The organism is Bradyrhizobium sp. DOA9 (assembly GCF_000617845.2).
In the GTDB taxonomy this organism is placed as follows: Bacteria; Pseudomonadota; Alphaproteobacteria; order Rhizobiales; family Xanthobacteraceae; genus Bradyrhizobium.
The window spans coordinates 5697444-5721530 of sequence record NZ_DF820425.1; the positions used below are offsets into that span (position 1 = coordinate 5697444).

The 24087-nt window shown below is 58.6% G+C and carries 24 protein-coding genes; 9 read left to right on the forward strand and 15 right to left on the reverse strand.

The window, feature by feature from the left end:
• Positions 1-222: 222 nt before the first annotated feature.
• Entirely contained in the window at positions 223-516 is a 294-nt protein-coding gene (locus BDOA9_RS26850; RefSeq protein WP_025037037.1) for a hypothetical protein, read from the forward strand.
• 34 nt (positions 517-550) lie between these two features.
• Here BDOA9_RS26850 and BDOA9_RS26855 read toward each other — a convergent pair whose 3' ends face one another.
• The 3 genes from BDOA9_RS26855 to BDOA9_RS26865 form a co-directional block, all read right to left on the reverse strand.
• On the reverse strand, positions 551-1522 hold the full coding sequence (locus BDOA9_RS26855) for an ABC transporter substrate-binding protein (protein ID WP_025037038.1): 972 nt from the start codon (positions 1520-1522) through the stop codon (positions 551-553).
• A gap of 182 nt (positions 1523-1704) precedes the next feature.
• Complete coding sequence (locus BDOA9_RS26860) at positions 1705-2574, reverse strand: ABC transporter substrate-binding protein (RefSeq protein WP_025037039.1); 870 nt, start codon at positions 2572-2574, stop codon at positions 1705-1707.
• A gap of 362 nt (positions 2575-2936) precedes the next feature.
• Positions 2937-3626 (reverse strand): hypothetical protein, encoded by a 690-nt coding sequence (locus tag BDOA9_RS26865; protein WP_152033485.1) that lies wholly within the window; start codon positions 3624-3626, stop codon positions 2937-2939.
• Positions 3627-3768: 142 nt separating this feature from the next.
• Between BDOA9_RS26865 and BDOA9_RS26870 the strand changes: the two genes are divergently transcribed.
• The 3 genes from BDOA9_RS26870 to BDOA9_RS26880 are packed head-to-tail and all read left to right on the forward strand — an operon-like array spanning position 3769 to position 5391.
• A complete protein-coding gene (locus tag BDOA9_RS26870) occupies positions 3769-4368 on the forward strand; it encodes a hypothetical protein (RefSeq protein ID WP_152033486.1) in 600 nt (199 codons plus the stop codon).
• Between the two features lie 14 nt (positions 4369-4382).
• Positions 4383-4589: a hypothetical protein gene (locus tag BDOA9_RS26875; RefSeq protein ID WP_025037042.1), complete on the forward strand. Its 207-nt coding sequence runs from the start codon at positions 4383-4385 to the stop codon at positions 4587-4589.
• Complete coding sequence (locus BDOA9_RS26880) at positions 4582-5391, forward strand: hypothetical protein (protein WP_025037043.1); 810 nt, start codon at positions 4582-4584, stop codon at positions 5389-5391. The genes BDOA9_RS26875 and BDOA9_RS26880 overlap by 8 nt, the downstream gene beginning before the upstream one ends.
• A gap of 11 nt (positions 5392-5402) precedes the next feature.
• Here BDOA9_RS26880 and BDOA9_RS26885 read toward each other — a convergent pair whose 3' ends face one another.
• The 3 genes from BDOA9_RS26885 to BDOA9_RS40140 form a co-directional block, all read right to left on the reverse strand.
• Entirely contained in the window at positions 5403-6443 is a 1041-nt protein-coding gene (locus BDOA9_RS26885) for a hypothetical protein (protein WP_152033487.1), read from the reverse strand.
• 132 nt (positions 6444-6575) lie between these two features.
• A complete protein-coding gene (locus tag BDOA9_RS38205; protein ID WP_152033488.1) occupies positions 6576-7322 on the reverse strand; it encodes a hypothetical protein in 747 nt (248 codons plus the stop codon).
• A 351-nt stretch (positions 7323-7673) separates the two neighbouring features.
• On the reverse strand, positions 7674-7838 hold the full coding sequence (locus BDOA9_RS40140; RefSeq protein WP_445291814.1) for a helix-turn-helix domain-containing protein: 165 nt from the start codon (positions 7836-7838) through the stop codon (positions 7674-7676).
• Positions 7839-7983: 145 nt separating this feature from the next.
• On the opposite strand from BDOA9_RS40140, the gene BDOA9_RS26900 reads away from it, so the two are divergent.
• Entirely contained in the window at positions 7984-8619 is a 636-nt protein-coding gene (locus BDOA9_RS26900) for a DUF4760 domain-containing protein (RefSeq protein ID WP_192859615.1), read from the forward strand.
• A 671-nt stretch (positions 8620-9290) separates the two neighbouring features.
• Here the strand turns inward: BDOA9_RS26900 and BDOA9_RS38215 are convergent.
• Positions 9291-10028, reverse strand: a complete 738-nt coding sequence (locus BDOA9_RS38215; RefSeq protein ID WP_152033489.1) for a hypothetical protein — start codon at positions 10026-10028, stop codon at positions 9291-9293.
• A gap of 567 nt (positions 10029-10595) precedes the next feature.
• Between BDOA9_RS38215 and BDOA9_RS26910 the strand changes: the two genes are divergently transcribed.
• Positions 10596-11453: a Rap1a/Tai family immunity protein gene (locus BDOA9_RS26910; protein WP_042336787.1), complete on the forward strand. Its 858-nt coding sequence runs from the start codon at positions 10596-10598 to the stop codon at positions 11451-11453.
• Here the strand turns inward: BDOA9_RS26910 and BDOA9_RS26915 are convergent, their stop codons facing one another.
• The 4 genes from BDOA9_RS26915 to BDOA9_RS36920 all read right to left on the reverse strand — a co-directional run bounded on the left by BDOA9_RS26915 (position 11454) and on the right by BDOA9_RS36920 (position 16005).
• Complete coding sequence (locus BDOA9_RS26915; protein ID WP_042336788.1) at positions 11454-12245, reverse strand: trypsin-like peptidase domain-containing protein; 792 nt, start codon at positions 12243-12245, stop codon at positions 11454-11456.
• Between the two features lie 149 nt (positions 12246-12394).
• Complete coding sequence (locus BDOA9_RS26920; RefSeq protein ID WP_025037050.1) at positions 12395-13351, reverse strand: hypothetical protein; 957 nt, start codon at positions 13349-13351, stop codon at positions 12395-12397.
• A complete protein-coding gene (locus tag BDOA9_RS26925; protein WP_025037051.1) occupies positions 13344-15080 on the reverse strand; it encodes a hypothetical protein in 1737 nt (578 codons plus the stop codon). Before BDOA9_RS26925 ends, BDOA9_RS26920 begins: the two co-directional genes overlap by 8 nt.
• Entirely contained in the window at positions 15073-16005 is a 933-nt protein-coding gene (locus tag BDOA9_RS36920) for an SIR2 family protein (protein ID WP_192859616.1), read from the reverse strand. The genes BDOA9_RS26925 and BDOA9_RS36920 overlap by 8 nt, the downstream gene beginning before the upstream one ends.
• A 448-nt stretch (positions 16006-16453) precedes the next feature.
• Between BDOA9_RS36920 and BDOA9_RS26935 the strand changes: the two genes are divergently transcribed.
• Both BDOA9_RS26935 and argE read left to right on the forward strand, forming a co-directional pair.
• Positions 16454-17416: an IS110 family transposase gene (locus BDOA9_RS26935; RefSeq protein WP_152033316.1), complete on the forward strand. Its 963-nt coding sequence runs from the start codon at positions 16454-16456 to the stop codon at positions 17414-17416.
• A gap of 778 nt (positions 17417-18194) precedes the next feature.
• The gene (gene argE, locus BDOA9_RS26940; RefSeq protein ID WP_025037053.1) at positions 18195-19367 is read left to right on the forward strand and encodes an acetylornithine deacetylase; all 1173 of its coding nucleotides are present in this window, start codon (positions 18195-18197) and stop codon (positions 19365-19367) included.
• A gap of 138 nt (positions 19368-19505) precedes the next feature.
• Here argE and BDOA9_RS26945 read toward each other — a convergent pair whose 3' ends face one another.
• The 3 genes from BDOA9_RS26945 to BDOA9_RS26955 form a co-directional block, all read right to left on the reverse strand.
• The gene (locus BDOA9_RS26945; protein WP_025037054.1) at positions 19506-20132 is read right to left on the reverse strand and encodes a LysE family translocator; all 627 of its coding nucleotides are present in this window, start codon (positions 20130-20132) and stop codon (positions 19506-19508) included.
• A 193-nt stretch (positions 20133-20325) separates the two neighbouring features.
• Positions 20326-21384: a phosphotransferase family protein gene (locus BDOA9_RS26950; protein WP_025037055.1), complete on the reverse strand. Its 1059-nt coding sequence runs from the start codon at positions 21382-21384 to the stop codon at positions 20326-20328.
• Positions 21385-21524: 140 nt separating this feature from the next.
• Positions 21525-22760, reverse strand: a complete 1236-nt coding sequence (locus tag BDOA9_RS26955) for an acyl-CoA dehydrogenase family protein (protein WP_025037056.1) — start codon at positions 22758-22760, stop codon at positions 21525-21527.
• A 207-nt stretch (positions 22761-22967) separates the two neighbouring features.
• Here BDOA9_RS26955 and BDOA9_RS26960 point away from each other — a divergent pair, with 207 nt between their 5' ends.
• Complete coding sequence (locus tag BDOA9_RS26960) at positions 22968-23639, forward strand: TetR/AcrR family transcriptional regulator (protein WP_025037057.1); 672 nt, start codon at positions 22968-22970, stop codon at positions 23637-23639.
• A gap of 50 nt (positions 23640-23689) precedes the next feature.
• Here the strand turns inward: BDOA9_RS26960 and BDOA9_RS26965 are convergent, their stop codons facing one another.
• Positions 23690-23905 carry a hypothetical protein gene (locus tag BDOA9_RS26965; RefSeq protein WP_025037058.1) on the reverse strand — a complete coding sequence of 72 codons (216 nt, stop codon included), beginning with the start codon at positions 23903-23905 and terminating at the stop codon, positions 23690-23692.
• Positions 23906-24087 lie beyond the last annotated feature (182 nt).

Below are 24087 nucleotides of genomic sequence, written 5' to 3' on the forward strand. Positions count from 1 at the left end.
ACAATGTCCGGTCTTGTCCGCCTGTCCCTCTCCGGACGGACACGGACACCCCCCTATAGGGGTGTCCGTCTGTCCGGAGGACCTGTGAGGGTCGGGGATGAAGTTTTTGTGGGTCCTTCCCGACCCTCCGCCAATGCGGGTCAGGCGAAGCCGCCCGGCCGGGACAGGGCCAGCACCTGCTTAGGAGTTGCTATTGAACCGACTACAACTTAGGAAAACAAAATGACCGCGATCCCCAAAGCAGCGCACGATCCTGACGCTAATCTCGATCTGCACGCCTCAATCAGGGAGCTGAAGCAGGCCATCACCGTGCTGATGGCGCGCGTTGCACAACTCGAACAGACGCCGGAGGAGTGGCTGCCTTTGAAGGCGGCGGCCCACGATGCAGGTGTGCTGTATGAAACCGCACGCCTCTGGGCGAAAGCCGGCCTGATCCAAGCTCGGCGCGTAGGCAAGCGTCGCTGGTCCGTGAATGTGCCGACGCTTAAGGCCCGCAAACGGCTCTTGGCGCTTTAAGTCTGATCGGCGAGGAGCACTACATGTCCGCTTGCTATTCAATCACCTTATCAGCACGAGCGATGAGGCTGTCCGGAAACATTATGCCGAGCGCAATAGCCGTCTTAAGGTTTAGAACCAACTCAAAAGTCACTGGCTGCTCAACTGGAAGTCCAGCCGGATCCGCCCCTTCGAATATTTTGATGACGTAATGCGCGGCCCTACGGAATACCGGCTTCAGGTCAGCAGCGTAGCTCGCCAACCCGCCCAACTCTACGTAAGCACTGGCTTGATAGATAGCTGGTATAGCTGACTGCGCGGCCAATGGGACGATTTCAGATCTGGTTACATCAGCAAGAACAAACAGAGCGTCGCAATTTTCCCCTTTCATTGTGCGGAATGCTTGCTCCAGATCGTCTGGCGTCGGGGCAACCACCGGAGTAGTCGCAATATCCAGCCTTTTCGCGGCGGCATCGAGCAACTCGTACTGATGCGGATGTGTTGGATTGCGAGACATTAAGACTGCTACACGCTTTGCAGATGGTAGGGCCGTGTGGAGCAGTTCGATGGCCTTACCAAGGGCATCGCCCATCATGTTCGCTACGCCAGTGATGTTGCCGCCGGGTTGGGCAATGCTCTTGACGAAGCCTGATCCAACAGGATCGGTCGATGGCGACATCACTATTGGAATGGTCGAGGTCGCGCGCTGGGCTGCTGCTATAGCTGGCGTTGTAACAGCAACGATGATATCAGGGCGCTTGGCTACCAGCTCGCTCGCGAGAACAGACAAACGATCGATCTTTCCGCCCGCGTAGTGATAGTCGATTACGAGATTCCGTCCTTCGGCATAACCGAGCTGCCTAAGCTCATCGCGGAAGGCGTCCCAATAAACGCTATCGGCCGGCTCCTGCTTCCCCGGATAGATGTGTCCAATCCGCCAAATCCTAGTCTTCGATTTGGCGAGCGCGATACGTGCACAGGAGACTACGGTGCACCCGATAGCTACGACAAATGTGCGGCGCAACATCGAGAAACCTCAAAAAACATTCTTTCACGCAAACGGATTTATTCTTGAGTAGTTTTGAGCACCACGCAAGTTGCCTTTGGTCCGCAACGTCAAAATGCGACGAACTCAGGTTGAGCAAATCTGGTCGGGTTCGCTACGAAGAGCGGACCTCCGCCAGTCTGAGCCGCAGAAGTATGCCTTCCTCACTCGATCACTTCGTCAGTGCGGGTAAGGAGCCCTGCCGGTACAGCCACGTCGAGAGCCTTTGCCGTTTTGAGGTTGACTGCCAGCCACAGCTTGCTCGGAAATTCGATGGGGAGATCGCCCGGGTGGGCTCCTCGAAGGATCTTGTCCACAAAATAGCCAGCGCGGCGATAGCACGAGCGCAAGTCAACGCCATAGCTCACAAGGCCGCCGTGAATAACATGTTCGCGGTACCCAAAGACGGTCGGCAACCGCATTTCAAGCGCGATAGGGCCGATTTGCTCGCTCATGTTGAGAAGCAGGTTAGTCTGGAGGATGACAGCGACATCGACCTTTTCGTTCACCAGTGCTGCGAGCGCATTCGGGATATCCTTCGCCGCGCTGGCGTTTGCTTCGACCACGCTGAGGCTCAAAGCCTCACAGGCGGCCCTCAAATCCCCAATTTGGGGCGGCCCCTTCGGATCGTTCATGTTGGTCAGCAGTCCGATCCGCCGCGCCTTCGGCGCGATTTCCCGTGCGAGTTCAATTTGTTTGGTCGGCAAACCCGTGATGTAGGGCTCAATGCCCGTTACATTTCCGCCCGGTCTAGCTTCGCTGGCGATCAAGCCTAGATGGACCGCATCGGCAAGCGCAGGACAGACAATCGGTATTGTCGATGTTGCCTTGCGAGCAGCGACGGCTTCCAGCGTTGCGGGCACAGCGATGATATCGGGTTTTAGCAAAGTCACCATCTCCTCAATCGATGGTACCCGATCCGGGAAAATGTTCGTTCGCCGGATAATATCGATGTTACGGCCTTGCTCGTAACCAAACTCAGACAGCCCCTTTACAAAATTGCCGAACACCAATTCCACCATAAATTTGGGCAACGTTACTCCCGGAGGTGGGGCTCCTGCCCATGCGATGAGCGGACGTTTTCGCGCAGACTGCGCGCTGGAGCCCCGACCTAACACGGTCGATCCTACTGTGGCGCCAAAAGCGCCGAGACATCCGATGAATTCCCGCCGTCGCATGTGTCCCCCCCCGTACGGGCCACGCTATTTTGTGGTGAGCTTAGCATCTTGCCGCGCAGTGCGTGCGGCAATTCAACGAGCTTGTTGCCCCTAGCGGCCTTAAGAGCAGAATGGTCGAGATGGGTCACAAGCCCCATTGCCGCCACTCGGCTTTGGTCCGCTGCCGCATCAACAGGGGACATTGCAGCCATCCTGAATGGCTGCCCCGGCCCTTAGTATCAGTAGAGGGGTTGGCTACCCGCGCCGTGCCGAAGCCGCTTAACGTCCACAAACGCGTCGAATACACCGCGCGACCGCAGGTCCTTTGGCAGCCCCAGAACGGCATGAATAAGTCGAATAGCACCATGCCATTCTTCTTCTGTCACGGGACCTTGCATATCCATAGCATTCACGAAGTACAGGAACACCAAGCTGCTCTTCAAGCCGTTGAACCGTGTCAGGAAGTAATGGTGAGCGAGCCGGTTGGCATATTGATAAAACACATTAGTCCAAATCGCGCTCGCGTTGGGTGCATAGAACTTTCGCGCTTCGCTGAGGCTCTTCTCGATTAGCTCGAACGACTGTGGTGATGCCATGGTCGCCGGTGATGCTGCTTCGGGAATGTGAGCTTTGGCCTCGACAAAAACCGGAGTTCGCTCGGTGCTCACGCCAATCGCGTCCCAAACCGGCCCGCGCGCAGGCCAGAACTCTGCAAGCGGCTTCTTGAGGCTATCGATCCCCGCTTTGGTAAGGGCTGCCATATCGCGATATTCGCGAAAGTCGTCGTCTCGTAGGGGAGATGCCCAAACGACTGAAGCGGTTGGTCCAATGGCACCACTTAACCGCAACGCGGTTTCCAACACTTCAGGGTTCCTATTCACTGCAATCTGTAGCCAGCGCTGGCTGCCCGCCGATGCATAGTCGATCATCGGATCAAATCCTCTGTCAGTGTCTGGCGGCCGTTTCAGATCGATAGTTATGGCTGCCGCCCGTTTGTAATAATTTGGTTTTCAATGGGTGCGACGTGGCCCGCACACTCCTACACTAGCTTCAACAGAAGGAGCTACACTAGTGGCATTTTTCAAATCATCTAACCCCGAGAAAGCGGTGCAACGCGATATCGATGCGGCTAATGCCAATCGCGAGCGTGTGTCCGCCCGGCTTGCTGAGTGCGATCAGGCGGTCACCCGTCATCTGGCGTCTGCCAAAGACTGCGCGCTGTCCGGCGACGATGCAGGTCTGGATGCGGCCCAGACCTCTCTTCGCGCTGCTCAGGATCTCGCCGTCACGCTGCGGAGCGCGCTTTCTGAGATCGATCAGCAGATCGCCGACTTCGAGCAGGCTAAGGCCGAGATGGCGGACCGCAAGCTCCGGTCCGAGACGGCTGCGGAAATTGAACTGCTCGCTCGCAAGCTGGGCGAGATTAGCGTGGAGTTCAATGGCGTGGCTGAGCGCCTGTCCGAACAGACCCATCGGGCCATGCCGATCGTTTTCGAGGCGCTGGGCGTCAACAATTTTGCGAAGGTTTGCCTTACGGAGGTGCCGCAGGCGGTCGAACTGGTCAGCACGATGCTGCGCGCGCATGCTGACGCTGTGCTTGCGGGCACTGCTCCGGCCAAGTTGCCCCTACCTGAGGTGGCATCGACCAAACCGAAATTTCTCGTCGGCTAGGAAGTAGCTCGCTCATGAAAATAGCACCGCCCGGCTGGGAGCCGCACCAAATTGTCTCACGCGTTGATGGCTGGATTGTCGATCCCCAGAACAAGAGCGCTGTTCCGACCCGCGTTGCCGAGATGATCGCGCGCGCCATGCCCCAACTTGCCGACCCGCAAGTTGCCGCTATCCGCGCACGTATGGTTGTGCGGCAGTTGAAGGTTATTGGTCATGTCTAATGGTTGTTCGGTCGAGGACGGTTCTGCTGAGTACGCGGCCTGTTCTCCCGAAACAGGGGCCGTCGCCGACGCCGAAAAGGTCGTTCCTGCGTTTGGCGGCGGCCCCCATGAGCCGCCCGACGAATATGAGGAATTGCTCACCGCGATTGGCCGCACTGAGGAGCAGGATCAGCGGATCGCTGTGCATGAGGCTGGTCATGCGGTCTGCGCGCGCTTGCTCGGTTACGAAGTTGGCGGCGTCACGGTGAACCCGGACCCGAGCCTTGGTTCCGAAGGTTTGTGCTGGGGGGCTGGTCGTTCACAGGCTTTCAGCGATGGTGGTGCCGATGCAGCCGATGTTCGGGCTGTGATCAGTCCTATGATGCCGAAAGCTGGCGAAGACCGCCGGCCAATGGCTGATGTCTTTGGCAGCGTCTACGCCAAATGCATCGAGTTTGTCGCCGGTCGTGCGGCCGAGCGCCTGCTGCTGGAAGGTGAGCCCTGCCAGCCCGTTGACGATCTTCGGCAGTCCCGTGAGCTTGCATTGCTGATCTGCTCTAGCGATGAGGCAGTTGAGACGTTTCTCGCGCACTGCGATATCGTTGCCCGTGATCTCTTGGCGCCTCACGGCGACGTGCTGATTGTGTTATCAGCAGCTCTGCGCATCAGGCGAACGCTTGATGGACGCGAGATTGATGAGATCATTTCTGATGTGGTGACGCGCAAGGCGATGGCGATCGAGAAAAAGCGTCGAGAGCATTGGTGCAAAGCCGAAGTTGGCGCGGAGCACTTTCGGAATACTTGTGAGCCGCTTCGGCCGTAGGACATCGTATCTTAGCTCCGTCTCTCCTTGAGGAAATCGAAGACCGGTGTGACCGTGCCCGAGGATGGTGAAACAATTCGAGACGCGACCGATGTGAGGCCGTATGTCGCCAATCTTTCATGCCCTTCAGTCACGGCAGTCCCTGCGGGGCTGCCGCCCTGAAGTATCTGCTGATTGTGTGTACGAAATTCCTGCATCGCGGCTTCGGCCCAATATCGCAATTCTTCTTGCTTTATGACCTCCATGATTTTGTCGTACGGCACGACTATCGCCATCCCAGTATTTACGTGACCGTGTCCTTTCCCCCAAGCATCGCTAGCCAATCCATCTACTTGGCTCTCTTGTACATCCCAGTGGCCGTGCATAAGCCCAAGCCAAAACACTGCACCCGCTGCCAGCGGCTTGCGACCTGTATCCTCAGTTGGCTGCACCTCGATGGAGCGCTGTATGAACACCGGAGAGCCACTTAGTCCGCCAATAGAGCGCAACTCGACGAGAAATCCTTCAATTCCAGCGGCATGCCAGTTTGCGCTGGGAATGCGCTCCGTGGAAACCATTGACAGGCTTCCCATACGCGTAACAACTTGGTTGCTGTCCTTGCCTGTGACAAGCCTGAAGAGGCCGACGACATATACTTCGTCTCCAATTCCAATTCCTTTCGCCAACATGGTCTCGCGAGGCAAGAACATGTTCTCGGGGACATAGCGGAAATCTATCTCCTCGGGCGGCGGCGACCACGGCAGAACAGCAACATCCACGGTGGGGTCCTCGGGGTGGGTCCACCAATGTACGTCAAGTCCTGCGTCCAACCAGTACTCCTTGGCCTTCCCATTTTTATCATTGCAGCGGATGCAAAATTCGCCGTCTTCAACTCTTTTGGCTACATGAGCGGCGGTGACAAGGAAGACGATGTCTGCGCCGGGAATGTCGCTGCGGATACCGACAAAAAAGCCTGTACCCCCGTACACTACGGATATGAGCCCTGTTTTCGGGTCCATCTCCTTGCGGCCAAGGAACGCCACGCATTTGAGGACTTCATCGGGAAGCCGCATGGCGGATTTCTCCCAAGTGAGATAGCTGTTTTTCCGCTCGGAGATCGGGCAGTCTTTGCACATCGACGATCGATTAGTCATAACGGCGCGATCCCGGCACGCGTCCTACTTGCTTCCTTCTGGAACGCGCCCTCAGACTGCTGGCGGCCTTGCTCTGAAAGCATCTAGAATTGCATTTCCGCCTAGCGTCTCCGGGCCAAGAGAGGCCCCGCGCGCTAACCTCGCGTCATAGTTCGCGAGCTTGTGATCCTCCAATCCAATCGCCTTGATCCCACGCGAAACCACGATAGTCACTTCTTCTCTTCGTGCGCGAGGAACTAGGCTTTGCACAAATTCTTTCGCCACTCGTACAGATGGAAGCATCGACCGTAAGTGTCCCGCGCCGAATGTTCTGGAACGATAGGGGAAGACCTCGATTGCCGCCAATCGCTGCGACAGGAGAAATAGAGCAGCAGCATAGTTACCTTCACAATATTCCGCCGCGAGTTTTTGGATGACCCTACGCAGCTTCTGCTCCCACCATTGAAAACCTCCGGTCCACGCATACTCAGGGTTTAAGGAAAGGAAGGGGTATCTCACTTTTCCAAATTGTTGATGGATGATGCTGCGCAACTGTTGCACGTGACCGGCGTCCTCGCCTGTCTGATAGTCGCTCAAGCCAAGCCCCGGATTGAGCACGACGATGAAGATATCCGCTCGCGAAAGATTGCCCTGATACGGGACCGGCAAAAGCCCCAAATGAAGCGCCCTATCGCCAAAGTCGCCAAAACTTGAGTGATTTACAAAGGAGCGATGGCTTTGCAGAATGATCTTGCGAGCAGTGTTAGCCGCATCAATGAATGGCAAATCTTCGGTGTGAACATACGGAGGCGATTTCAAATCGCATCTCCTCCAAAACTCGACTAGCTCTATCATCGGTCCGATGGCGCCACTATCTCGGTCGCTGCTAAGCTAACCTCCAAACGTCTAAGCTGCTCAATCAGCAATTCTACGATCTTCTCGTAGTCGGATCGTGAGAGCGAGCTTATGCCGCGTGATGTCAGCTGGTCTTGGAGAATAGTTGCCATCATGGCTTTGACGCTCATTGGCGCCCCGTCTAAAAATTGGATGGTCATTAAAACAATCTGAAGTAGAGACGAAGTAGGATAAATATGCAATGTCCGTAGAATTACGGGTGCGTGATGGGGCTGCATGCAGAGAAACATGACCCACTTTGCAATCTCCGGGCGGCTATTTCTTCAACAAGAGGCCCATCGACCGTGCCATTCGCCTCACTGAACCGGCATGACGACCCAGCTCGGCGGCGATCTCCGACGTGCCCGCTCCCTGCCGAACGAGCTTGATTAATCGGCGGACTTCCTGCTCAGACCATTGCTTTGGTTTCGGTGTTCTCATGTGCGGCGCTCAACCTGCGCCACTTAACCAGCGAGCCTAACAGCCAACACTTGGGAAATTTACGGGTGGGGCGCGCGCGACGTCACCCCTTGCGTTCACCTAATGGTTGCGCTTCAACAGACATTTTCCAGTGGAGATTTCGGAAGTGAAAGGCTCGGACTCAAAAATCGCCATCGTTAGCTTGGTGGTCCTCTCGATATGGATTTTCGTAGCATTGCCGCTGATATACTCACCCGAACCTACGACAGATCACCTTTTGCGATTTGCCCCATTGTTTACGCCAGTGGTAGCTTCTGTCGCCGCGATCATTGCAGTGGCCGCAATCTCTGCTCAGAAGAGCATCGCTCGCAAGCGAGCGGCTATCGATTTCTTCCTAAAGACCGATCTCGATCACAACATGCTCGAAGCGTATGCGGACTTTGAGAAGGCGCTTAAGAGCTTCAAGGCCCATACCGCGGGCGGGAGAGACATCAAAACGTTCATTGATGATCCAGAAACGGAGAAGGACTACAAGAAGATCTTGCGCTATCTAAACGTTCACGAGCTTGTAGCAGTGGGGATCAAGAACAACATCTTTGACGAAGGTGTCTGCTACAATTTTTGGTCAGATGCCATGGTGCGTCATGTTAGAGAGACCCGACCCGTTATCGAGTATGAAATCGAAGATGGCGGCAGCGATGCGTTATTTCTTGAATTGCGAACGCTCAGCGCAAGATGGTCCGTGCAGATTGCTAATTGGAATAGAAATTTCGGGAATGGCCGTTCGGTAAAAACTGTTTGAAGTCCATGCCCGACATAGCGAGCCATTGGATTGCCTTCTAACGGGGTTTTGACTGCGTCGGGGTATTCGGTCAAAACGCGTCGCAACATTTCCTGCAAAGACATCTGCTAGCTCACTTCATGTTATCGATCAGCTATTCGCTTTCTATACGCCTCGATCATGTCTGCGGAGACATCGCGCGGGTAGCAAAGCGGCGCAGCTCCTCCGGCTCGTGAATGCGCGCTGTTCCCGCCGCAGCGCCTCCCATTTCTCATCAGATCGTCCGGACATGCACAAGGATGACCTGTGGCGTGATACTGGTTTCTGCTTGCCTGAATGAGGATCGCGGCAATGGTCGCCGCGGTCAGCGCGATCTCTGCCTTGTGTTTCGTGTCCTGTGGCGGAGGCTGAGGTGCAGGGCTGGGGCGGCTGCCGGGCGTCGCAGCCGCTGGCGGCTTGGCGTTTGGCGTGGCTTCAGGATCGGGGTGGCGAGCAACGAGCGGACGATCCGCGAAGGCCATCGGTCTCGCGGAGCTTGGCAAGCTTGGTGCGACGACCAGCGCGGATGATCCAGTAGACGGCGCATCGTGGCGGCCCATCGAATAGACTGCGATGTCGTTATGCTCAGAAGCAGGATGACAGCTCTGCCCCGCATGGCTCCGGTACTCGTCGGTACTTTCGGTAGGACGGATCTAAGCGGCCGGTCCTTGCGCGATGTCGATCACGTGCCGATCTGTTCCAACAGTAATAACGATGGTGTAGGTCTTTGGTCCGCCAGCATCGCTCGCAACCGGGGGCGCGAGATGCAGTTGCCCGCCATACCACTCGCCGGACATGAGCGTGTTGTCCTTGATAACGGACTGCTCAAGGACGGCCATGTTACGCTGCCCAGTCTCGACGGTAGCGGCGATCATAGCCTCATTCTGCGCAGTCGCATTGCTCTGGGCGATAGTAGCGGCAGTAGGGCTGTAGAACGTGCCCGTTCGGCCGTTTGGCGTCGTGTAGTGGCCGTAACCGGCCTGAGACGCACTATAGGCGTTTCCTGCGGCCGCCAAGCCTGTAAAAACGGCCGCAGCGACTTGCCGGTTCTTTTCTTCCTGAACCAACATTTCGTAGGTCACCACCTGCATGCCGTAGTCCGACCCAGCCACATGCTGAGTAGCTTCGACTTGGGCTACCCGGAAATCTACGGGGGCTTTGCTCAGATTGTTGATCGCGACCACGAAGACAGGCCGTCCATTTACCCGCACTTGGCGCGATGCAGGGCGCACCAGCACGAGCGAACTCTTCTGACGAGAGACAAGAGCTGCTTGCCCGTCTCGCATTAGCGCTTGCTGCTGTGGATTTGATGGTCGAAATTGGACCGTTTCGCTGTTCGCTACACAGCCGCCCAACGCGGCGCAAAGCACCGCAACGCCCAATTTGCGCATCGCATTCTTTCCCAAGCTCTGACAAATAAGAGCGCAACTTGCACGCGATTTCAACAAAGCCATAGCCTGACGGCGCATAGACCTTAGTTGTGTGCGTACGAATGAGTTCCGACTTGTCAATCGGGGCCACGTCTAAGCATGAAGTCCTATCTCAATTGGACGGTCAAGGAGAGGTGTTTTGAAGAAACTAGTGATACTCGCCGTAGCACTGATGTGTTCAACGACCTTTGCTGAAGCTCGGGGCGGCAGCGGTGGCCGCACGTCCTATGGAGGTGGCTCCCACACTTCGAGCCACGGGGGCTCCTACACGGGCGGATCGGGATCGTCCCACAAGGGGGGCAGCTATTCGAACCCGAGCACTGGGAACCAGTACGGGACACACAAGTAGCGTAGGCGCCGAATTCAGCATTGGGCGTCTTGGGTCCTTATAGACGGTGTCCACAAAGGACTTCCGCTTTCGGCTTTGGGCTCCGCCTCTGAGCCGATTGCGCTGCCCTACAGCAACCACCAACAAAATCGCCAGCAGGCCAAAAGCGCCTCAAGGGCGAGCGCGAGCTAACACCATCGATGGACATGCACCACCTATTGAGAAATCCCTGCACAGTACTGCGGCTGGCGCTTGTGATAGCGCTCGCGGCAATCAGCACTCCCGCGTGCGCGAGCGATATGCCCGGAGCCGCCCTTGCGCTGGCTTGTGCGGGCAATGTTCCGGGGGCTAAGAGAGACAAGAAGTCGGAGGAGTACGCAAAGTTCTGCAACGCCTATATCAACGGATGGGATGACGCGCGAATAGCATTCATGCAAGGAACGCGCACATTCTGTCCATCGGGCATGACGGTCAAGGACATGAGCGTGATATTCTTGGACTACATGATGGCACACCAAGATGCGCGCGACCTGCCTGCTGCGGAAGCCCTCATGCTCGCGTTCAAGGACAAATTTCCATGCAAGGACGCATCCGAAACCTCGCGCCCGGCGACGAAGGTCAAAATATCCGACCTGCCGTCTGAGGTTAGAAAGATCGCGAATGACGTTGCTAGTGAGTGCAAAGGGGCCGGTGCCGACCAAAGTGGTGGCGATCTGGAGAAGACGATCTCCGTCTATGAGAGAGGAGACGGCAAACGGTTGGCCATTTTCGACCCCAGCAAGATATGTTCGTTTCGCGGAAACGGTGCATGCTCCACCGGCGGATGTGATTTTTATGCATATTCAGAGCAGTCGGCCGGATCGCCTTGGAAAAAGGAGCTTGATCAAACAGCATTTGACAAGCGCGTAGTCGAGGGTCAGCAGGGACAAACGCCGCTAAAGCTTTTCATTGAAGTTCGGGGTGATATGCCGCCGTGCAACCGGAAGCGCAAAGAAGCCACATGCAACTTTGAGCTAACATGGCGGGGCGATGGGTTTGGTTGGAAGCTTCTTCGGTGATCAGACTAGGGAGCCAAGCATCGTGCTAATGTTCGTGGCGACAAGAGCCCTCTCGTTGCGCCGTCGTGCGAACAGTATACCTGCAAGCTTCGTGCCCTCTCTCCAGTCAGGAGACGCCGCGATCGTTCTGCCAAGGTCGAACATGGCACCACCACTCAGTCCTTTTGGATCGATTGAGTTGACAACGTCACCGTCTAGAGTGCGGGATCGTTTTTCATACTTGACCCGACAAAGGTGGCTTTCGATGCCGTTAGACGTGGCATCCCTTGGTGGGGGCACAAAGAAGGACCCGCCGTAGGCAAACCGCTGTGAAACAACTTTCCTTTGCCAGTGGTTGATCCTTTTGTTGCGAGAGTTCGGATATCCGAATGCCATGCACAGTCGGCCGGCGGAAACTTCAGTTTGCAGTTCATTTTCCTGAACATAACGAACAGTTCCAAGAGCCTCTACGAAACGAGGAGGAAGCTCCACGATCGCAAAATCGAAATTGTCGCGGTCGCGCAGACCGGAGGGCGCTACGGTGGCGAGCCCGGCTCCCTCCAGTTTCTGCTCTAACTTTCCCTGAACAGGTATGTAGAGGGAGCTAAGCCTATTTGCATCGATGACATGCGCAGCAGTAAAGAGCAGGTGGCGAGACTTATAGTGCACGAGAACGCACGACCCGAGGTGTTCCGCTCTGCCTCCATTCGTTGCGAAATAGATGGGTTGTACGGCCTTTGCGATATCCGCAGCCGCGGCAGTCATCAGCCTGTCGAGAGCGATCCGGCCAAAATCATCAATCGTTATAATCATGCCTAGCTGTTCTCCGGCCACCGCGCCGACCTCTGTCGTTTCACGATGTGATGGCAAATGCGCTGGAATGGTAACCCTCTGAGACTATCGTCCGAAACATGCCTACGTTGATGGCTTCTTAGTCACAATCAAACTGGCCCACACGCTCCTTAATGTTGCGAAGCCAACGACAAAAGCTTCTGAAATTTTCTACTGTCCGCGAGAACAGGAGCAATCGACCGCAATCGCGAGAGAACTTCTCTAAGCGCATAAATACTTCCCAGCGGCGCATCACCAACGACAGCGGCCAGCAAGTCTAGCAACTTAGATGGAGCGGCCTTGTAGAGCGCTTCGTCAGCCCGTGCTATCGAGAAAATACTAGACTGCGAACGCGACTCGTCGGGCTGAATGAATGGAATGATAGCGTCAGCCGCTTCCGCAAAAGCGTCGCCGGTTGCAAGCAATATTCGCACAAGATTGAAGGTCGCTGCTGGTGTCTGCAACTCGACATCGAGCGGCCAAATCCCTCGAAAAACCGGCCCGACGACATTCTGCCAACGGTTGATCTTTTCTTCCGACTTGGCCCCCTGCATTTCAACAGCTAAGCGATGGCCCACGCTGCTCAGTGTTCTACCGCCCGCCTTCCGTAGAGCCGATCTCGCCTCGGTCTCAAGCAATGGATAGCCAGCAGCCTTAGTATGATTGACAATCAATATCGTAGTCAGCCATTCCGCGAACCTTTCGAGGTCTTCCGCCGTCATTTCGTCACGACTAAACATCTGTAAAAAGGATTGCTTAGTCAGGTCGAATAGCTTCGGCGAGCCAATGTAATTTGAGTATTTGCGAGCCGACCAAACGCTGGCCGCGTCAGGCGAGGCCCAGTCAAAAAGTGGGACAAGCCGGGACGTTGTCCAATTCGGAGCATGTTCGAACAGGAAGGGCAAATCACGGGCGAGACGGACCCGCCCGAGCAAGCCGGCTTTACCGGGTGCATCGATTAGCCGATCAAGTCGTAGGCGAACGTCATCCGAAAGCTCACTTCCATGCCCCTTCGTAAGCTTATGGAGCATCAATTCAGCAAGCCGTCCGGGCGGAGAATTGATTGCATCGGTGAATACGTCACGCATCCGCTGGCTCCGATGTCTCGATCAACGTGGCGTCGGCGATGCGGTCCCAGAGCCGCCACAACAACGTCTCTGAAAGGGTCTTCGCGTGGGCTTCAAGCCAAGCGGAAGCTGCTGGTGCAACGGCACCGAATGTAGCGGCTGGCCATTCCAAGAGCCGCTCTGCGATTTTCGGTTCAGTCACGCTGTTGCGATAATCTTTGCGGGACCAGAGCAATTGTTCCCAATAGTCCTTCGGCCAGTCTCCGTTCTTGGCGGCCGCTTCTAGCCCCCGTAAAGCCCGGTCCGGGTCACTGAGACAGAGACCGTGCCAACTATCGCCCTCCATGAACCCCGCAGACGCGGCGATTTTCTTCGCCTCCGCAACAAGTTCGCTGTCCGCGATATCCTTCAGCTTATCGGGGTCATCGCTAAGTTCGCCATCGTCACTTCCCACCCAAACGTGAAATCCGGCTTGTTCCGCTGGCTTTTGCTCCCAATTCGGCCAGCGACTGCGGATTTCAGCCAGCACTTGCGCCGCTTGATGTCCAATATCGATGCCATCACGGACCATGTCGGAGAGCATATCAAAGCGGCTCCGGTCGATATGACGATCAACATCGGCGCTTTCCCGAAACCAGCTGCGTGGCGGGCCTTCGCATATCCGCAGAACAATTTGTTGCTGCTGCTCTTGCGTGAAATCGCGCCAGCGCGCGCGGATCAGGCGATACGCCTCAACACTGGAATTCGTAACAAAGAGTTCTCCAAGCGGCACGTCAATCAGAAATTTCGCCACGACATCGACCGGGACAGCCGAGTCTGCGAATGCAAACATCGCTAGCCGTCGTACAAGGCGAAACGGGCTGTTGCTCCAACGCTCTGCAATGACAAGTGCTTTGCCGCTGGACTTCTCTACAAGCCGTGTCCAAATTTCGGCCATCACCCGGACGATAGTTTGAAAGCCGGAGCGATACTCGTTCTGACCATGCTTCGCGACCGAAGGAACGTCGGTATCCGATGTGCTATAGCCTTGATTGCTCTCGACGCCGGCGTCTGTTGCATCCGCTAACGCTGCACTCAGGGCAATGGTAAGCTGGGCAAGCAGAATTTCATCGATTTCCGGCTCAGCGTTTGTGGGCCACGCCGCGAGAACGTCATCCGCCTGTAGGTTATCATCAACTTCATAGTCGATCGTCATCAGGTCAGATGGACGTTCTGGCACCTCATCTTTGCCAGTCTCAAACCAAGAAATAAGTTTCCCAACATTCAGCTTAGGTCGCAGCGCGTTAGCGAGCCGCTCAAGCAGATGAGCCGAATGGTCTCCGCGCTTTAGCTGCGGCTCGATCTCGAACCACTCATTCTGAGCGAAGCCCGCCTTAGCGGTGCGCATATGACGAATGACGAGGGACCAGCTCTTCATCAGCAGTGGCGGCAAATCAGCGCGATGGGCGTTCAAGCGAAATTCAAGGAAGTCTGCTGTTTCTCGTCCAAAGAAATGGATGTTGGCGGCGACATCGCGCACTGCATCTACGTCAAAGAAATTTCGCTCGATCCATGCAATTAGCTGCCTTTCACTCTGAATAAGCTTCATTTCCGACAGATAAGGCAGCCATGCGAGCGAAGGATTGAACTCAGAGAGCGTCGCGGCGAGATCTCCGCTTGAAAGGAAGAAGCGCAATTGCTCGCGCTCGAACGGAGTTGCGTCGGAAGGTGTCTTCCTATTTAGCGAGGCCGATTTTACATCCTCAATCATGAGTCGCCACCGATCCGGTTCCTAAAATTTGTCCAAGGCGCTCTCGTCGGTAATCGGCCGGGTGCTTGGCGTACCGCGCAAATTCCGCGAGCGTGTCGTAGATGGCGTCGTAGCTGTTAAACTCGATCGGCTTGATACCCTTTGATTTCCATATCGAAGCCGATATTGGAGTTCCAAGCTCAAATGCATAAATATCGTGCAGGTCGCGAAAGCGGTCGCGGTCAGCGTCGAGCGTTTCGAGCAGCAAACGCATCGCAGCGTCTTCAGCTCCGTAACCCACTAGGACCAGCGTGCCGAGGCGCATGCGGTCTTCAATATAGCGCGACGCCCAACCGCTTCGCAGATATGCCTCGCCAAAGTCAGCGCTCGTCAGAACCAAGTCTGTGAGCCCCAAACTCAAGGTAGCGTCGGCGATGCGCCCATGCAGATGCAAAATGCCGTGATCGCGGTCGCCGCCTGCCCGTGGCATCGATACGCCCGCATAACTGGGCACGTTAAGCATTCCTGCGTCGTGCGCAGCTCGTTCGAAAAGAGTATCAAAATTCGTCGTGAGCAATCGTGGACGGCCATCGCGATCCCGTGACAGCTCAAGCAACGCTAGGTGGTCAGGAAATGGGACCGCCGGTGGGTATAGCTCTTGGGCAACCGCCTCACGAACGCGCGACGGCGTTCCCGGACTGTGAGTACGCTTTTCTAGCGAACGCAAGGCGCGGTCGTACTCTTCGCTCTTGATGGCGTTGCGTTCGGCGGGTTCGTCGTCCGGCGCTTCTCCAAGCCGGGCGTAGACGCGTTCTGTCAGTTGCTTAAACGACGGCAGTTTGACGCGAAACGAGACGCCAGCACCGCAGAGGAACGTTGCGTTTCCATCGGTAACTGCTCGGATTAGCTCGTCGGGAACATCCGCTCCTTGTTCAACGAAACGCAATGATTTCCTCCGCGCATTTCCGTGCGCGTTGCTCGACCAAGAGCTGGCTCCATCGGGGTGAGCAGACCGCGTGCGACTACAACCACGGAGAAGAAACGAAGTGTAGTTGCAACCACCCCCATAGAAGATTTTTGCACAGCTTATTGCCTCGGCGGATCGGGACACAAATGTAGACACTGCGAAAGTATGACCTTGAATTTACTGGGCTATTGTCTCTTTGCTGTTCCCTGCGCAGTGGCTTTACGGCTTATGTCGCGCTCTTGTGTCCGCAAAATCTGCCAGAATGCGCGAACGGGCGGTTCTCACCAACCGCCCGTCGCTAGATCTGAGCCCGTTCGTGCTCAAAGGCCTGGGAGCCTGACGGGGAGCTAGGGACAGATCCGGTGTGTCTTCCTCAACCCGAACAGTTGCATGGGCTTCGAGCCCGGACGAGCAAGGAAGGGAGTGGATGATGGCACAAAACGATCGCATTGTCGTCGGTATCGATGTGGCCAAGGGCAAGGTGGATGCATGCATCCGCCCGTTGTCGCAACGGCAAACGTTCCCGAGCACCGCAGCGGGGCACCGCCAACTGGTGGCCTGGCTGCGCAAGCACAAAGTAGCCAAGGCGGTGATGGAGGCATCCGGCGGCTATGAGCGGGACTGGGCCAGGGTGCTGCGTCAGGCTGGCATCGAGGTGCGGATTGTCGATCCCAAGCGCGTGCGCAGCTTCGCCCGATCGGCCGGACGGCTCGCCAAGAACGATACGATCGACGCGGAGATGATCGCCTGGTTCGCCGAGACGTTCGACGAAGTATTGGACCAGATCCACGATGCCGCACGCGACGAGCTGGCGACACTAGTCAAAGCGCGCAAAGCCCTGGTTGATCTGAGGATCCGCCTGCAAAGCCAGAACGAACATGCGGTGCCGGGAGCGGTTCAGAAAGCCCACGCTCGCGTCTTGAAGGGCCTCGACATCGAGACGGCCAAGATCGAGGACGCCATCACCGCCACGATCAAGGCCACACCGGCATTTGCCAAACGCGCCGAGATCATCGAGAGCGTGCCGGGTCTCGGCGATGTGGCCTCTGCGGTCCTCCTTGCGGGCCTCCCAGAGCTCGGGACAGTGCGCGAGGAGGTCGCTGCCGCGTTGTTGGGAGCCGCTCCTTATGACGACGACAGCGGCAAACGGCGTGGTGAGCGCCACATCAAGGGCGGTCGGCGCTGGGTCCGCAACGCCCTCTACATGCCCTGTATCGGCGCAGCCACCCAGAGCAACCCGGTGCTCAAGGCCTACTATGAAAGGCTGATCGCCAAGGGAAAGCTGAAGAAGGTTGCAGTGATTGCCTGCATGCGCAAGCTGATCGTCATTCTCAACACGATGATTGCACGCGGCGAGAAATGGGATCCCGCCCGCTATGCGTTGCGGTGAACTGATCGAGCGCGCCTCCATGCGCTCGGTCCCGGACCGAGCGCATGCCAAGCCGACAGACCGGCGAGCGGACGGGGTCAAGGCCGTCAGCCGCCGAAGGCGGGGGCGCGTCTTCGCGCCAGCCTTGAGGCCGGCTGATCGGCGGTCTATTTCAGCACAGTTGCTCCTCGGGGAGCGATGCACTATTGCCCCCGTCGCCTTGCGGATGGCTGACGCTGCGAGCCCGGTCGGGCGCAACGTCACCGCAAGCCTTGGCGCACAGACCTCGGGCGTCAGGACCACACGATTTTGCCGTACGCGAACCGCACCCGTCGTTGACGCAAGGTCTTCGCTCACGGTTACCCGCCCTGCGAAGCTTTCCGCGCCGATGTGGCTCGCGTCCACCGCCGTCCGGCCCGCGTTCGTGACGATCGCGATACGCCCCTCTTCCTTGGGCCGGGTTGCGCAATGCATACGAGATTTCCGAATTTCGGTAAAGTGGAATATTTTTACCCGCATTGATTGACCGACCATTTGGGTGTTTTGCCCGACAGGCAACGCTAGGTTTGGTAGGTCGTCCCTCGTCATTCCGGGGCGCGACGAAGTCGCGAACGCGGAATCCATTTCACTGCACGCGATGCCGCCCAATGGATTCTCAGGTGCGCAATTGCGCACCATAGCTCGATGCTGCGCATCGCCCCGGAATGACGGCTGCTGTGTTGATTTGCCCGACCGGCCGCCACGTTGGTATGGTTCCTGCAGGCAGCTCAGCCTTCCTGCTCTCCAACAGACCGAGACAATGCCAAGCTCAAGACCCGACCGTATCCGAAAGCTCCTCGCCGACCTCGTTTCGTTCGACACCGTCAGCGACCGCACCAACCTGCCCCTGATTGCCCATATCGAAAGCTACCTCGCTTCGTTCGGCATCAAGGGCGAGCGCATCGTCGACGAGACCGGCGAGAAGGCTTCGCTCTGGGTCACGATCGGGCCGGAGGATCGGCCGGGGTTCGTGCTGTCGGGCCATACCGATGTGGTGCCTGTGGTGGGCCAGGACTGGAGCCATGATCCGTTCAAGCTGGTGGAGCGCGACGGCAAGCTCTACGGCCGCGGCACCACCGACATGAAGGGCTATGTCGCGGTGTGCCTTGCCATGGTGCCGGAGATGATGGAGGCGAGACTCAAGACGCCAATTCATCTGGCGATCTCCTATGACGAGGAGATCGGCTGCGTCGGCGTGCGGCCGATGCTACACGAGGTCGCGAAGAAGAGGGTCCGGCCGCTCGGTGCCTTCATCGGCGAGCCGACCCAGATGCAGGTCATCATCGGCCACAAGGGCAAGCACGGCGTGCGCGCGACGTTCCGCGGGCTCGCGCGCCATTCCTCAATCGCGCCCGACGGCGTCAATGCAATCGAATACGCCGCCGAGCTGATCGTCGAGATCCGCCGCCGCGCCGTGGCACTCGCGGCCGTGCGATCGACGGACAGCCTCTACGACGTCCCGCATTCGACGCTGCTCACCAGCATCGTGCACGCCGGCGCGGCGCTGAACATCGTGCCTGATACCTGCACGGTCGATTTCGAATGCCGCGGCATCGGCATCACCGAGTCCAAGGAGGTGACCGACGCGATCGTCGCCTGGGCCAAGGCCGAGATCGAGCCCGCGATGAAAGCGAGACATCCGGACTGCGGCATCGATTTCGAGGAGATCCTCGACTATCCCGCCCTCGACACCGAAGCCGACGCCGCCATCGTCACGCTGGCCAAGAGCCTCGCAGGCCGCAACGACCACGCCAAGGTCGCCTTCGGCACCGAAGCGAGCCTGTTCGCCAGCATCGCCGACATCCCCTCGGTGGTGATCGGTCCGGGCGCGATCGCGCAGGCGCATACGCCCGATGAGTTCGTGGAGATGGCCGAGCTGGAGAAATGCGCGGGGTTCGTGGAGAGGCTGATCGCGCATTGTGCAGAGAATTGAGAACGTAGGGCGGATTAGCCAGCGGCTGCGCGAAGCGCAGTCGTGGGCGTAATCCGCCACGTCTCTCGGGTGGTGTGAACGGCGGATTACGCTACGCTAATCCGCCCTACGGTCCGGGCTCACGGCGCGCGCTACGCCTCACCGCTCCTGCAGCGCCAGCCGCACACCGACGGCGCAGTAGATGGCGCCGACCACCTTGCCCTGCCACTTCACCACCGCCGGATGGCGGCGCAATAGGCTACCGAGACGGCCGGCGCCGACGGCGAACACCACGGTGCTGACGAGACCAAGCAGCACGAAGACGACACCGAGAATGGCAAGTTGAAGCGCGGTCGAACCGTGCTCCGGCTTCACGAATTGCGGCAGGAACGCCAGGAAGAACAGCGCTGTCTTGGGATTGAGCACTTCGGTCAGCACCGCCTGGCGGAAGGCACGGCCTGCGCCGATCGCGGCCGCGGCGCCGTTCAACTCGACCGGGGACCTGTCGAGCATGGCGCGAATGCCGAGATAGATCAGGAACGCGGCGCCGGCATATTTGACGATGCTGAACAGCAGCGCGGATGTCGCGATGATCGCCGATAGGCCTACGATCGCCATGCTGGTGTGGATCAAGTCGCCGGCAGCAATCCCCGCGCCCGTCGCGATGCCGACCTTCGTTCCCGAACTTGCCGCCCGCGCCATTGTCAGCAGCGTTGCTGGCCCCGGAATAAAGACGAAGCCGAGGACAATGAGGACGTAGGTGATGAGGGTGGTCTGGTCGATCATGCGTCCGTCTCTACGTAAACTGATGGGCTCGCGACCCGCCTCCCGTCATTGCGAGGAGCGTAGCGACGAAGCAATCCGGACTACCGTCCTGGAGAGATTCTGGATTGCTTCGCTGCGCTCGCAATGACGGCGTATGGAGCAGCGGCGCACCAAAGCAAAAAAGGCGCGGACATCGACCGCGCCTTCGTTGTCGCTACACCGCGCCCGCCTTCTGCGCGTACTCCCATGACGCCTGCGACAGCGGCACGGTGCGCTTGGCGGATTCGAGCGCCTTGGCGTTGGCGGCGGTGCCGTCGCGGACGCGGCCGGCGATGCCTTGGGTGATGCCGGCGAGGCGGAACAGATTGTAGGCGAAGTACCAGTTGAGATCGGGCACCGTCATCTTCGTAACGTTGCAATAGATCTGCGCCGCCTCCTCCACGCTCGGAATGTTGAGCGCCTTGAGGTCGGCGCCCTCGAGGCCCGGCATGATCCATTGCATCAAGAGATAGGTGAAGTCGGCCATGGGATCGCCGAGCGTCGACAGCTCCCAGTCCAGCACGGCCTGCACGCGCGGTTCCGTCGCGTGGAAAATCATGTTGTCGAGACGATAATCGCCATGGACGATGGAGACGCGCGCCTGCTCAGGCACCGTCTTCGGCAGCCATGCGGCGACCTTCTCGAACTCCGGAATGTGCTGGGTCTCGGAGGCGCGATATTGCTTGGTCCAGCGGTCGATCTGGCGCGCGAAATAATTGCCAGGCTTGCCGAAGTCGCCGAGCCCGATGGCATCGGGGTCGAACATGTGGAGCTTCGCCAGCGTCTCGATCTTGCTGGTGAAGATCTTTCGGCGCGCATCCGGCTCTTGGCTCGGCAGCGTCGGATCCCAGAACACGCGGCCCTCCTCCATCGACATGATGTAGAAGGCCGCGCCGATGACGCTGTCGTCCTGGCACAGCGCATAGGCGCGCGCGACCGGGAAACCTTGTTTCCCGAGGGCCGCGATGACGCGATATTCGCGGTCGACCGCATGCGCCGAGGGCAGCAGCTTGCCGAACGGCTTGCGCCGCATCACGTAGGAACGCTTGGGCGTGTCGAGGCGATAGGTCGGGTTGGATTGGCCGCCCTTGAATTGCAAGACGACCAGCGGGCCCTCATAGCCATCGACATTGTCGCGCATCCAGGCTTCGAGCCGCATCTCGTCGATACGATGCCGCTCCTCGACCGGCTTGGTGCCCGAGAACTCTTCGTCTTTCCTGACGCCGTCAGCCACGATGACGCTCCCTCTTCAGTCCTGACCATTTCAGGTCGAGCATGATCCTAGTCGGTAACCGCTGACGCACTTGCGTCAAGCGGTCACCGGATCATGCCCTGCGGTTTCTTCAGGTCGGGAGCGCCGCAGGCCCTCCCTCTTTAATGACTTGGAGAGTTTGCATACTTCCGAAGTTCGAGCCTGGCAATGGCGCGGTTATGCACCTCGTCCGGACCGTCGGCGAGACGGAGCGTGCGAATGTGGGCGTAGTCCTTGGCAAGGCCCGCTTCGTCCGAGACGCCGGCGCCGCCAAAGGCCTGGATCGCCTCGTCGATGATCTTCAGCGCCATGTTGGGCGCGGCGACCTTGATCATGGCGATCTCGGCCTGCGCGGTCTTGTTGCCGACCTTGTCCATCATGTCGGCGGCCTTGAGGCACAGAAGACGCGTCATCTCGATGTTGGTGCGGGCCTCGCCGATGCGCTGCTCCCACACGCTGTGCTCGACGATCCTCTTGCCGAACGCGGTGCGCGAGGCGAGCCGCTTCACCATCTTCTCCAGCGCCTCCTCGGCCTTGCCGATGGTGCGCATGCAGTGATGGATACGGCCCGGACCGAGACGGCCCTGCGCGATCTCGAAGCCGCGGCCTTCGCCGAGCAGGATGTTCTCCTTCGGCACCCGCACGTTCTCGAGCAGCACCTGGGCATGGCCGTGCGGCGCGTCGTCGAAGCCGAACACCGGCAGCATCTTCTCGACCTTGATGCCTGGCGTGTCGAGCGGAACCAGGATCTGCGACTGCTGCTGGTGCTTGGCCGCCTTGAAATCGGTCTTGCCCATCAGGATCGCGATCTTGCAGCGGGGATCGCCGACGCCGGACGACCACCATTTGCGGCCGTTGATGACGTAATGGTCGCCGTCGCGCTCGATGCGGGTCTCGATGTTGGTGGCGTCGGACGAGGCGACCGCCGGTTCCGTCATCAGGAAGGCGGAGCGGATCTCACCGTCCATCAGCGGGCGCAGCCATTTCCGCTTCTGCTCCTTGGAGCCGTAGCGGATGAACACTTCCATGTTGCCGGTGTCGGGCGCGGAACAGTTGAACACTTCCGAGGCCCAGGTGATGCGGCCCATCTCTTCCGACAGCAGCGCGTATTCGAGATTGGTCAGTCCCGCGCCGCGGAATTCGTCGTCCTCATGCTCGCTCGGCGGCATGAACATGTTCCAGAGTCCCTCGGCCTTCGCCTTCTTCTTGAGGTCCTCCAGGATCGGAATCACCTTCCAGCGCTCGCCGGCGTGATCCTGCTGGTCATAGATCGGCACCGCCGGGCGCACGTGCTTGGTCATGAAGGACCGCACGCGGTCGAGCCATTCCTTCTGCTTGGGCGACATATCGAAGTCCATGGGACGCTCCTCTCTTTCGCTAATGCTTTTGCGCCGAACTGTCCTCCCGCCTTGCGCGGTCCGCAAGCGCGAATGCGCGTCCTTGCGGACCTGGCAAACCCGGCCGCAGTTGCGAACGAGTCCCGATTGCGGATTGACTTTTCCCGGCCTTCAAACGATAGTTTCATACAAGTGTTTGAATTGCAACTCCCCTCCCCGAGGGCATCCATGGCCAGCGATCATACGAGGTCCGCCATTCTCGCTGCCGCCGAACGGCTCTACGCCGATCGCGGCTTCGGCGACGTGACGCTGCGCGACATCGTCGCGGAGGCGGGCGTCAACCTCGCCGCGGTGAACTATCATTTCGGCTCGAAGGACGAGCTGATCGCGGAATTGTTTGTCACGCGCTCGATCGCCACCAATCGCGAGCGCCTGCGCCAGCTGAAGGATGCCGAGGAGCAAGGCGGCGGGCGCGCGCCGATCGAGGCGATCCTGCGCGCGCTGGTCGGGCCGCCGCTGCGCGGCTGCCTCGGCCCCGAGAACCAGCGCTCCACCGCGGCGCGCTTCATGATCCGCGCCTCGATCGAATCCGTGCCGCCGATCCGGCGCATCAAGAACCGCGAGATCGACCATTTGCGCAAATTCGCCGGCGCGATGCGGCGGTCCCTGCCCGACCGCAGCGACGTCGACATCTATTGGGGCCTCAACTTCGCGCTCGCGATGGCGCATCACACCATCCGCGAGAGCGAGCGGCTGACCAAGCTGTCGGAAGGCAAATGCGATCTCGACGACGTCGAGGACGTGGTCGCGCGCGTCGTCAGCGTGGCGACGATGGCGCTGACGGCGGGAAACGCCGAGACGAAGGCGCCGGCGCGCGCGCTGGCGCGGGATGCGCGCTGATGCTTCACGTCAGCGCGATGCAGTCGAAGTCTTAGCGAAGCGCTGGTTAACTACGCCCGCTGCGGCATCTCCTCAGCCTCTTCCTTGGCGAGCAGCAGCAGCATCTCGATGCCCATCTCGCCTTCCTGCGGCGAGCGGATGAACTTGATCTCGTCGGCGCTTTGCCGCAGCGCGGCAATGATGGCGACGGCCTGATTGGCGGTGGCCGCCTCGGTCGCCAGAACGGCCTTCTGGTCCTTGGCCTGAAACCCGATCGTATAGGACATTCGCTTCCCTCCCGGAACTCACGCGGAGAGATCGAATCAGAGTCGGAGGCAAAGCGGAAGCCTGTGCGACTACGGACCGGGATTAGCTGGGGATTGCGGGCAAGCTTCACGCAAGCCCCAAGCCTGACGCGCGCGTCCAAGGCCGTCGCAATAGTCGCGCTGCGCTTGAATCCCGGCCGCTC

What these genes read in the sequence shown, in the direction of transcription:
- BDOA9_RS26885 (WP_152033487.1), bottom strand. Translation starts at nt 6,443, where the DNA reads ATGCGGCTTCCCGATGAAGTCCTCAAATGCGTGGCGTTCCTTGGCCGC.
- argE (WP_025037053.1), top strand. Translation starts at nt 18,195, where the DNA reads ATGCCAAGCTCAAGACCCGACCGTATCCGAAAGCTCCTCGCCGACCTC.
- BDOA9_RS26945 (WP_025037054.1), bottom strand. Translation starts at nt 20,132, where the DNA reads ATGATCGACCAGACCACCCTCATCACCTACGTCCTCATTGTCCTCGGC.
- BDOA9_RS26960 (WP_025037057.1), top strand. Translation starts at nt 22,968, where the DNA reads ATGGCCAGCGATCATACGAGGTCCGCCATTCTCGCTGCCGCCGAACGG.
- BDOA9_RS26850 (WP_025037037.1), top strand. Translation starts at nt 223, where the DNA reads ATGACCGCGATCCCCAAAGCAGCGCACGATCCTGACGCTAATCTCGAT.
- BDOA9_RS26910 (WP_042336787.1), top strand. Translation starts at nt 10,596, where the DNA reads ATGGACATGCACCACCTATTGAGAAATCCCTGCACAGTACTGCGGCTG.
- BDOA9_RS26935 (WP_152033316.1), top strand. Translation starts at nt 16,454, where the DNA reads ATGATGGCACAAAACGATCGCATTGTCGTCGGTATCGATGTGGCCAAG.
- BDOA9_RS26915 (WP_042336788.1), bottom strand. Translation starts at nt 12,245, where the DNA reads ATGATTATAACGATTGATGATTTTGGCCGGATCGCTCTCGACAGGCTG.
- BDOA9_RS26955 (WP_025037056.1), bottom strand. Translation starts at nt 22,760, where the DNA reads ATGGACTTCGATATGTCGCCCAAGCAGAAGGAATGGCTCGACCGCGTG.
- BDOA9_RS26855 (WP_025037038.1), bottom strand. Translation starts at nt 1,522, where the DNA reads ATGTTGCGCCGCACATTTGTCGTAGCTATCGGGTGCACCGTAGTCTCC.
- BDOA9_RS40140 (WP_445291814.1), bottom strand. Translation starts at nt 7,838, where the DNA reads ATGAGAACACCGAAACCAAAGCAATGGTCTGAGCAGGAAGTCCGCCGA.
- BDOA9_RS26875 (WP_025037042.1), top strand. Translation starts at nt 4,383, where the DNA reads ATGAAAATAGCACCGCCCGGCTGGGAGCCGCACCAAATTGTCTCACGC.
- BDOA9_RS38215 (WP_152033489.1), bottom strand. Translation starts at nt 10,028, where the DNA reads ATGCGCAAATTGGGCGTTGCGGTGCTTTGCGCCGCGTTGGGCGGCTGT.
- BDOA9_RS26925 (WP_025037051.1), bottom strand. Translation starts at nt 15,080, where the DNA reads ATGATTGAGGATGTAAAATCGGCCTCGCTAAATAGGAAGACACCTTCC.
- BDOA9_RS26880 (WP_025037043.1), top strand. Translation starts at nt 4,582, where the DNA reads ATGTCTAATGGTTGTTCGGTCGAGGACGGTTCTGCTGAGTACGCGGCC.
- BDOA9_RS26965 (WP_025037058.1), bottom strand. Translation starts at nt 23,905, where the DNA reads ATGTCCTATACGATCGGGTTTCAGGCCAAGGACCAGAAGGCCGTTCTG.
- BDOA9_RS26865 (WP_152033485.1), bottom strand. Translation starts at nt 3,626, where the DNA reads ATGATCGACTATGCATCGGCGGGCAGCCAGCGCTGGCTACAGATTGCA.
- BDOA9_RS26920 (WP_025037050.1), bottom strand. Translation starts at nt 13,351, where the DNA reads ATGCGTGACGTATTCACCGATGCAATCAATTCTCCGCCCGGACGGCTT.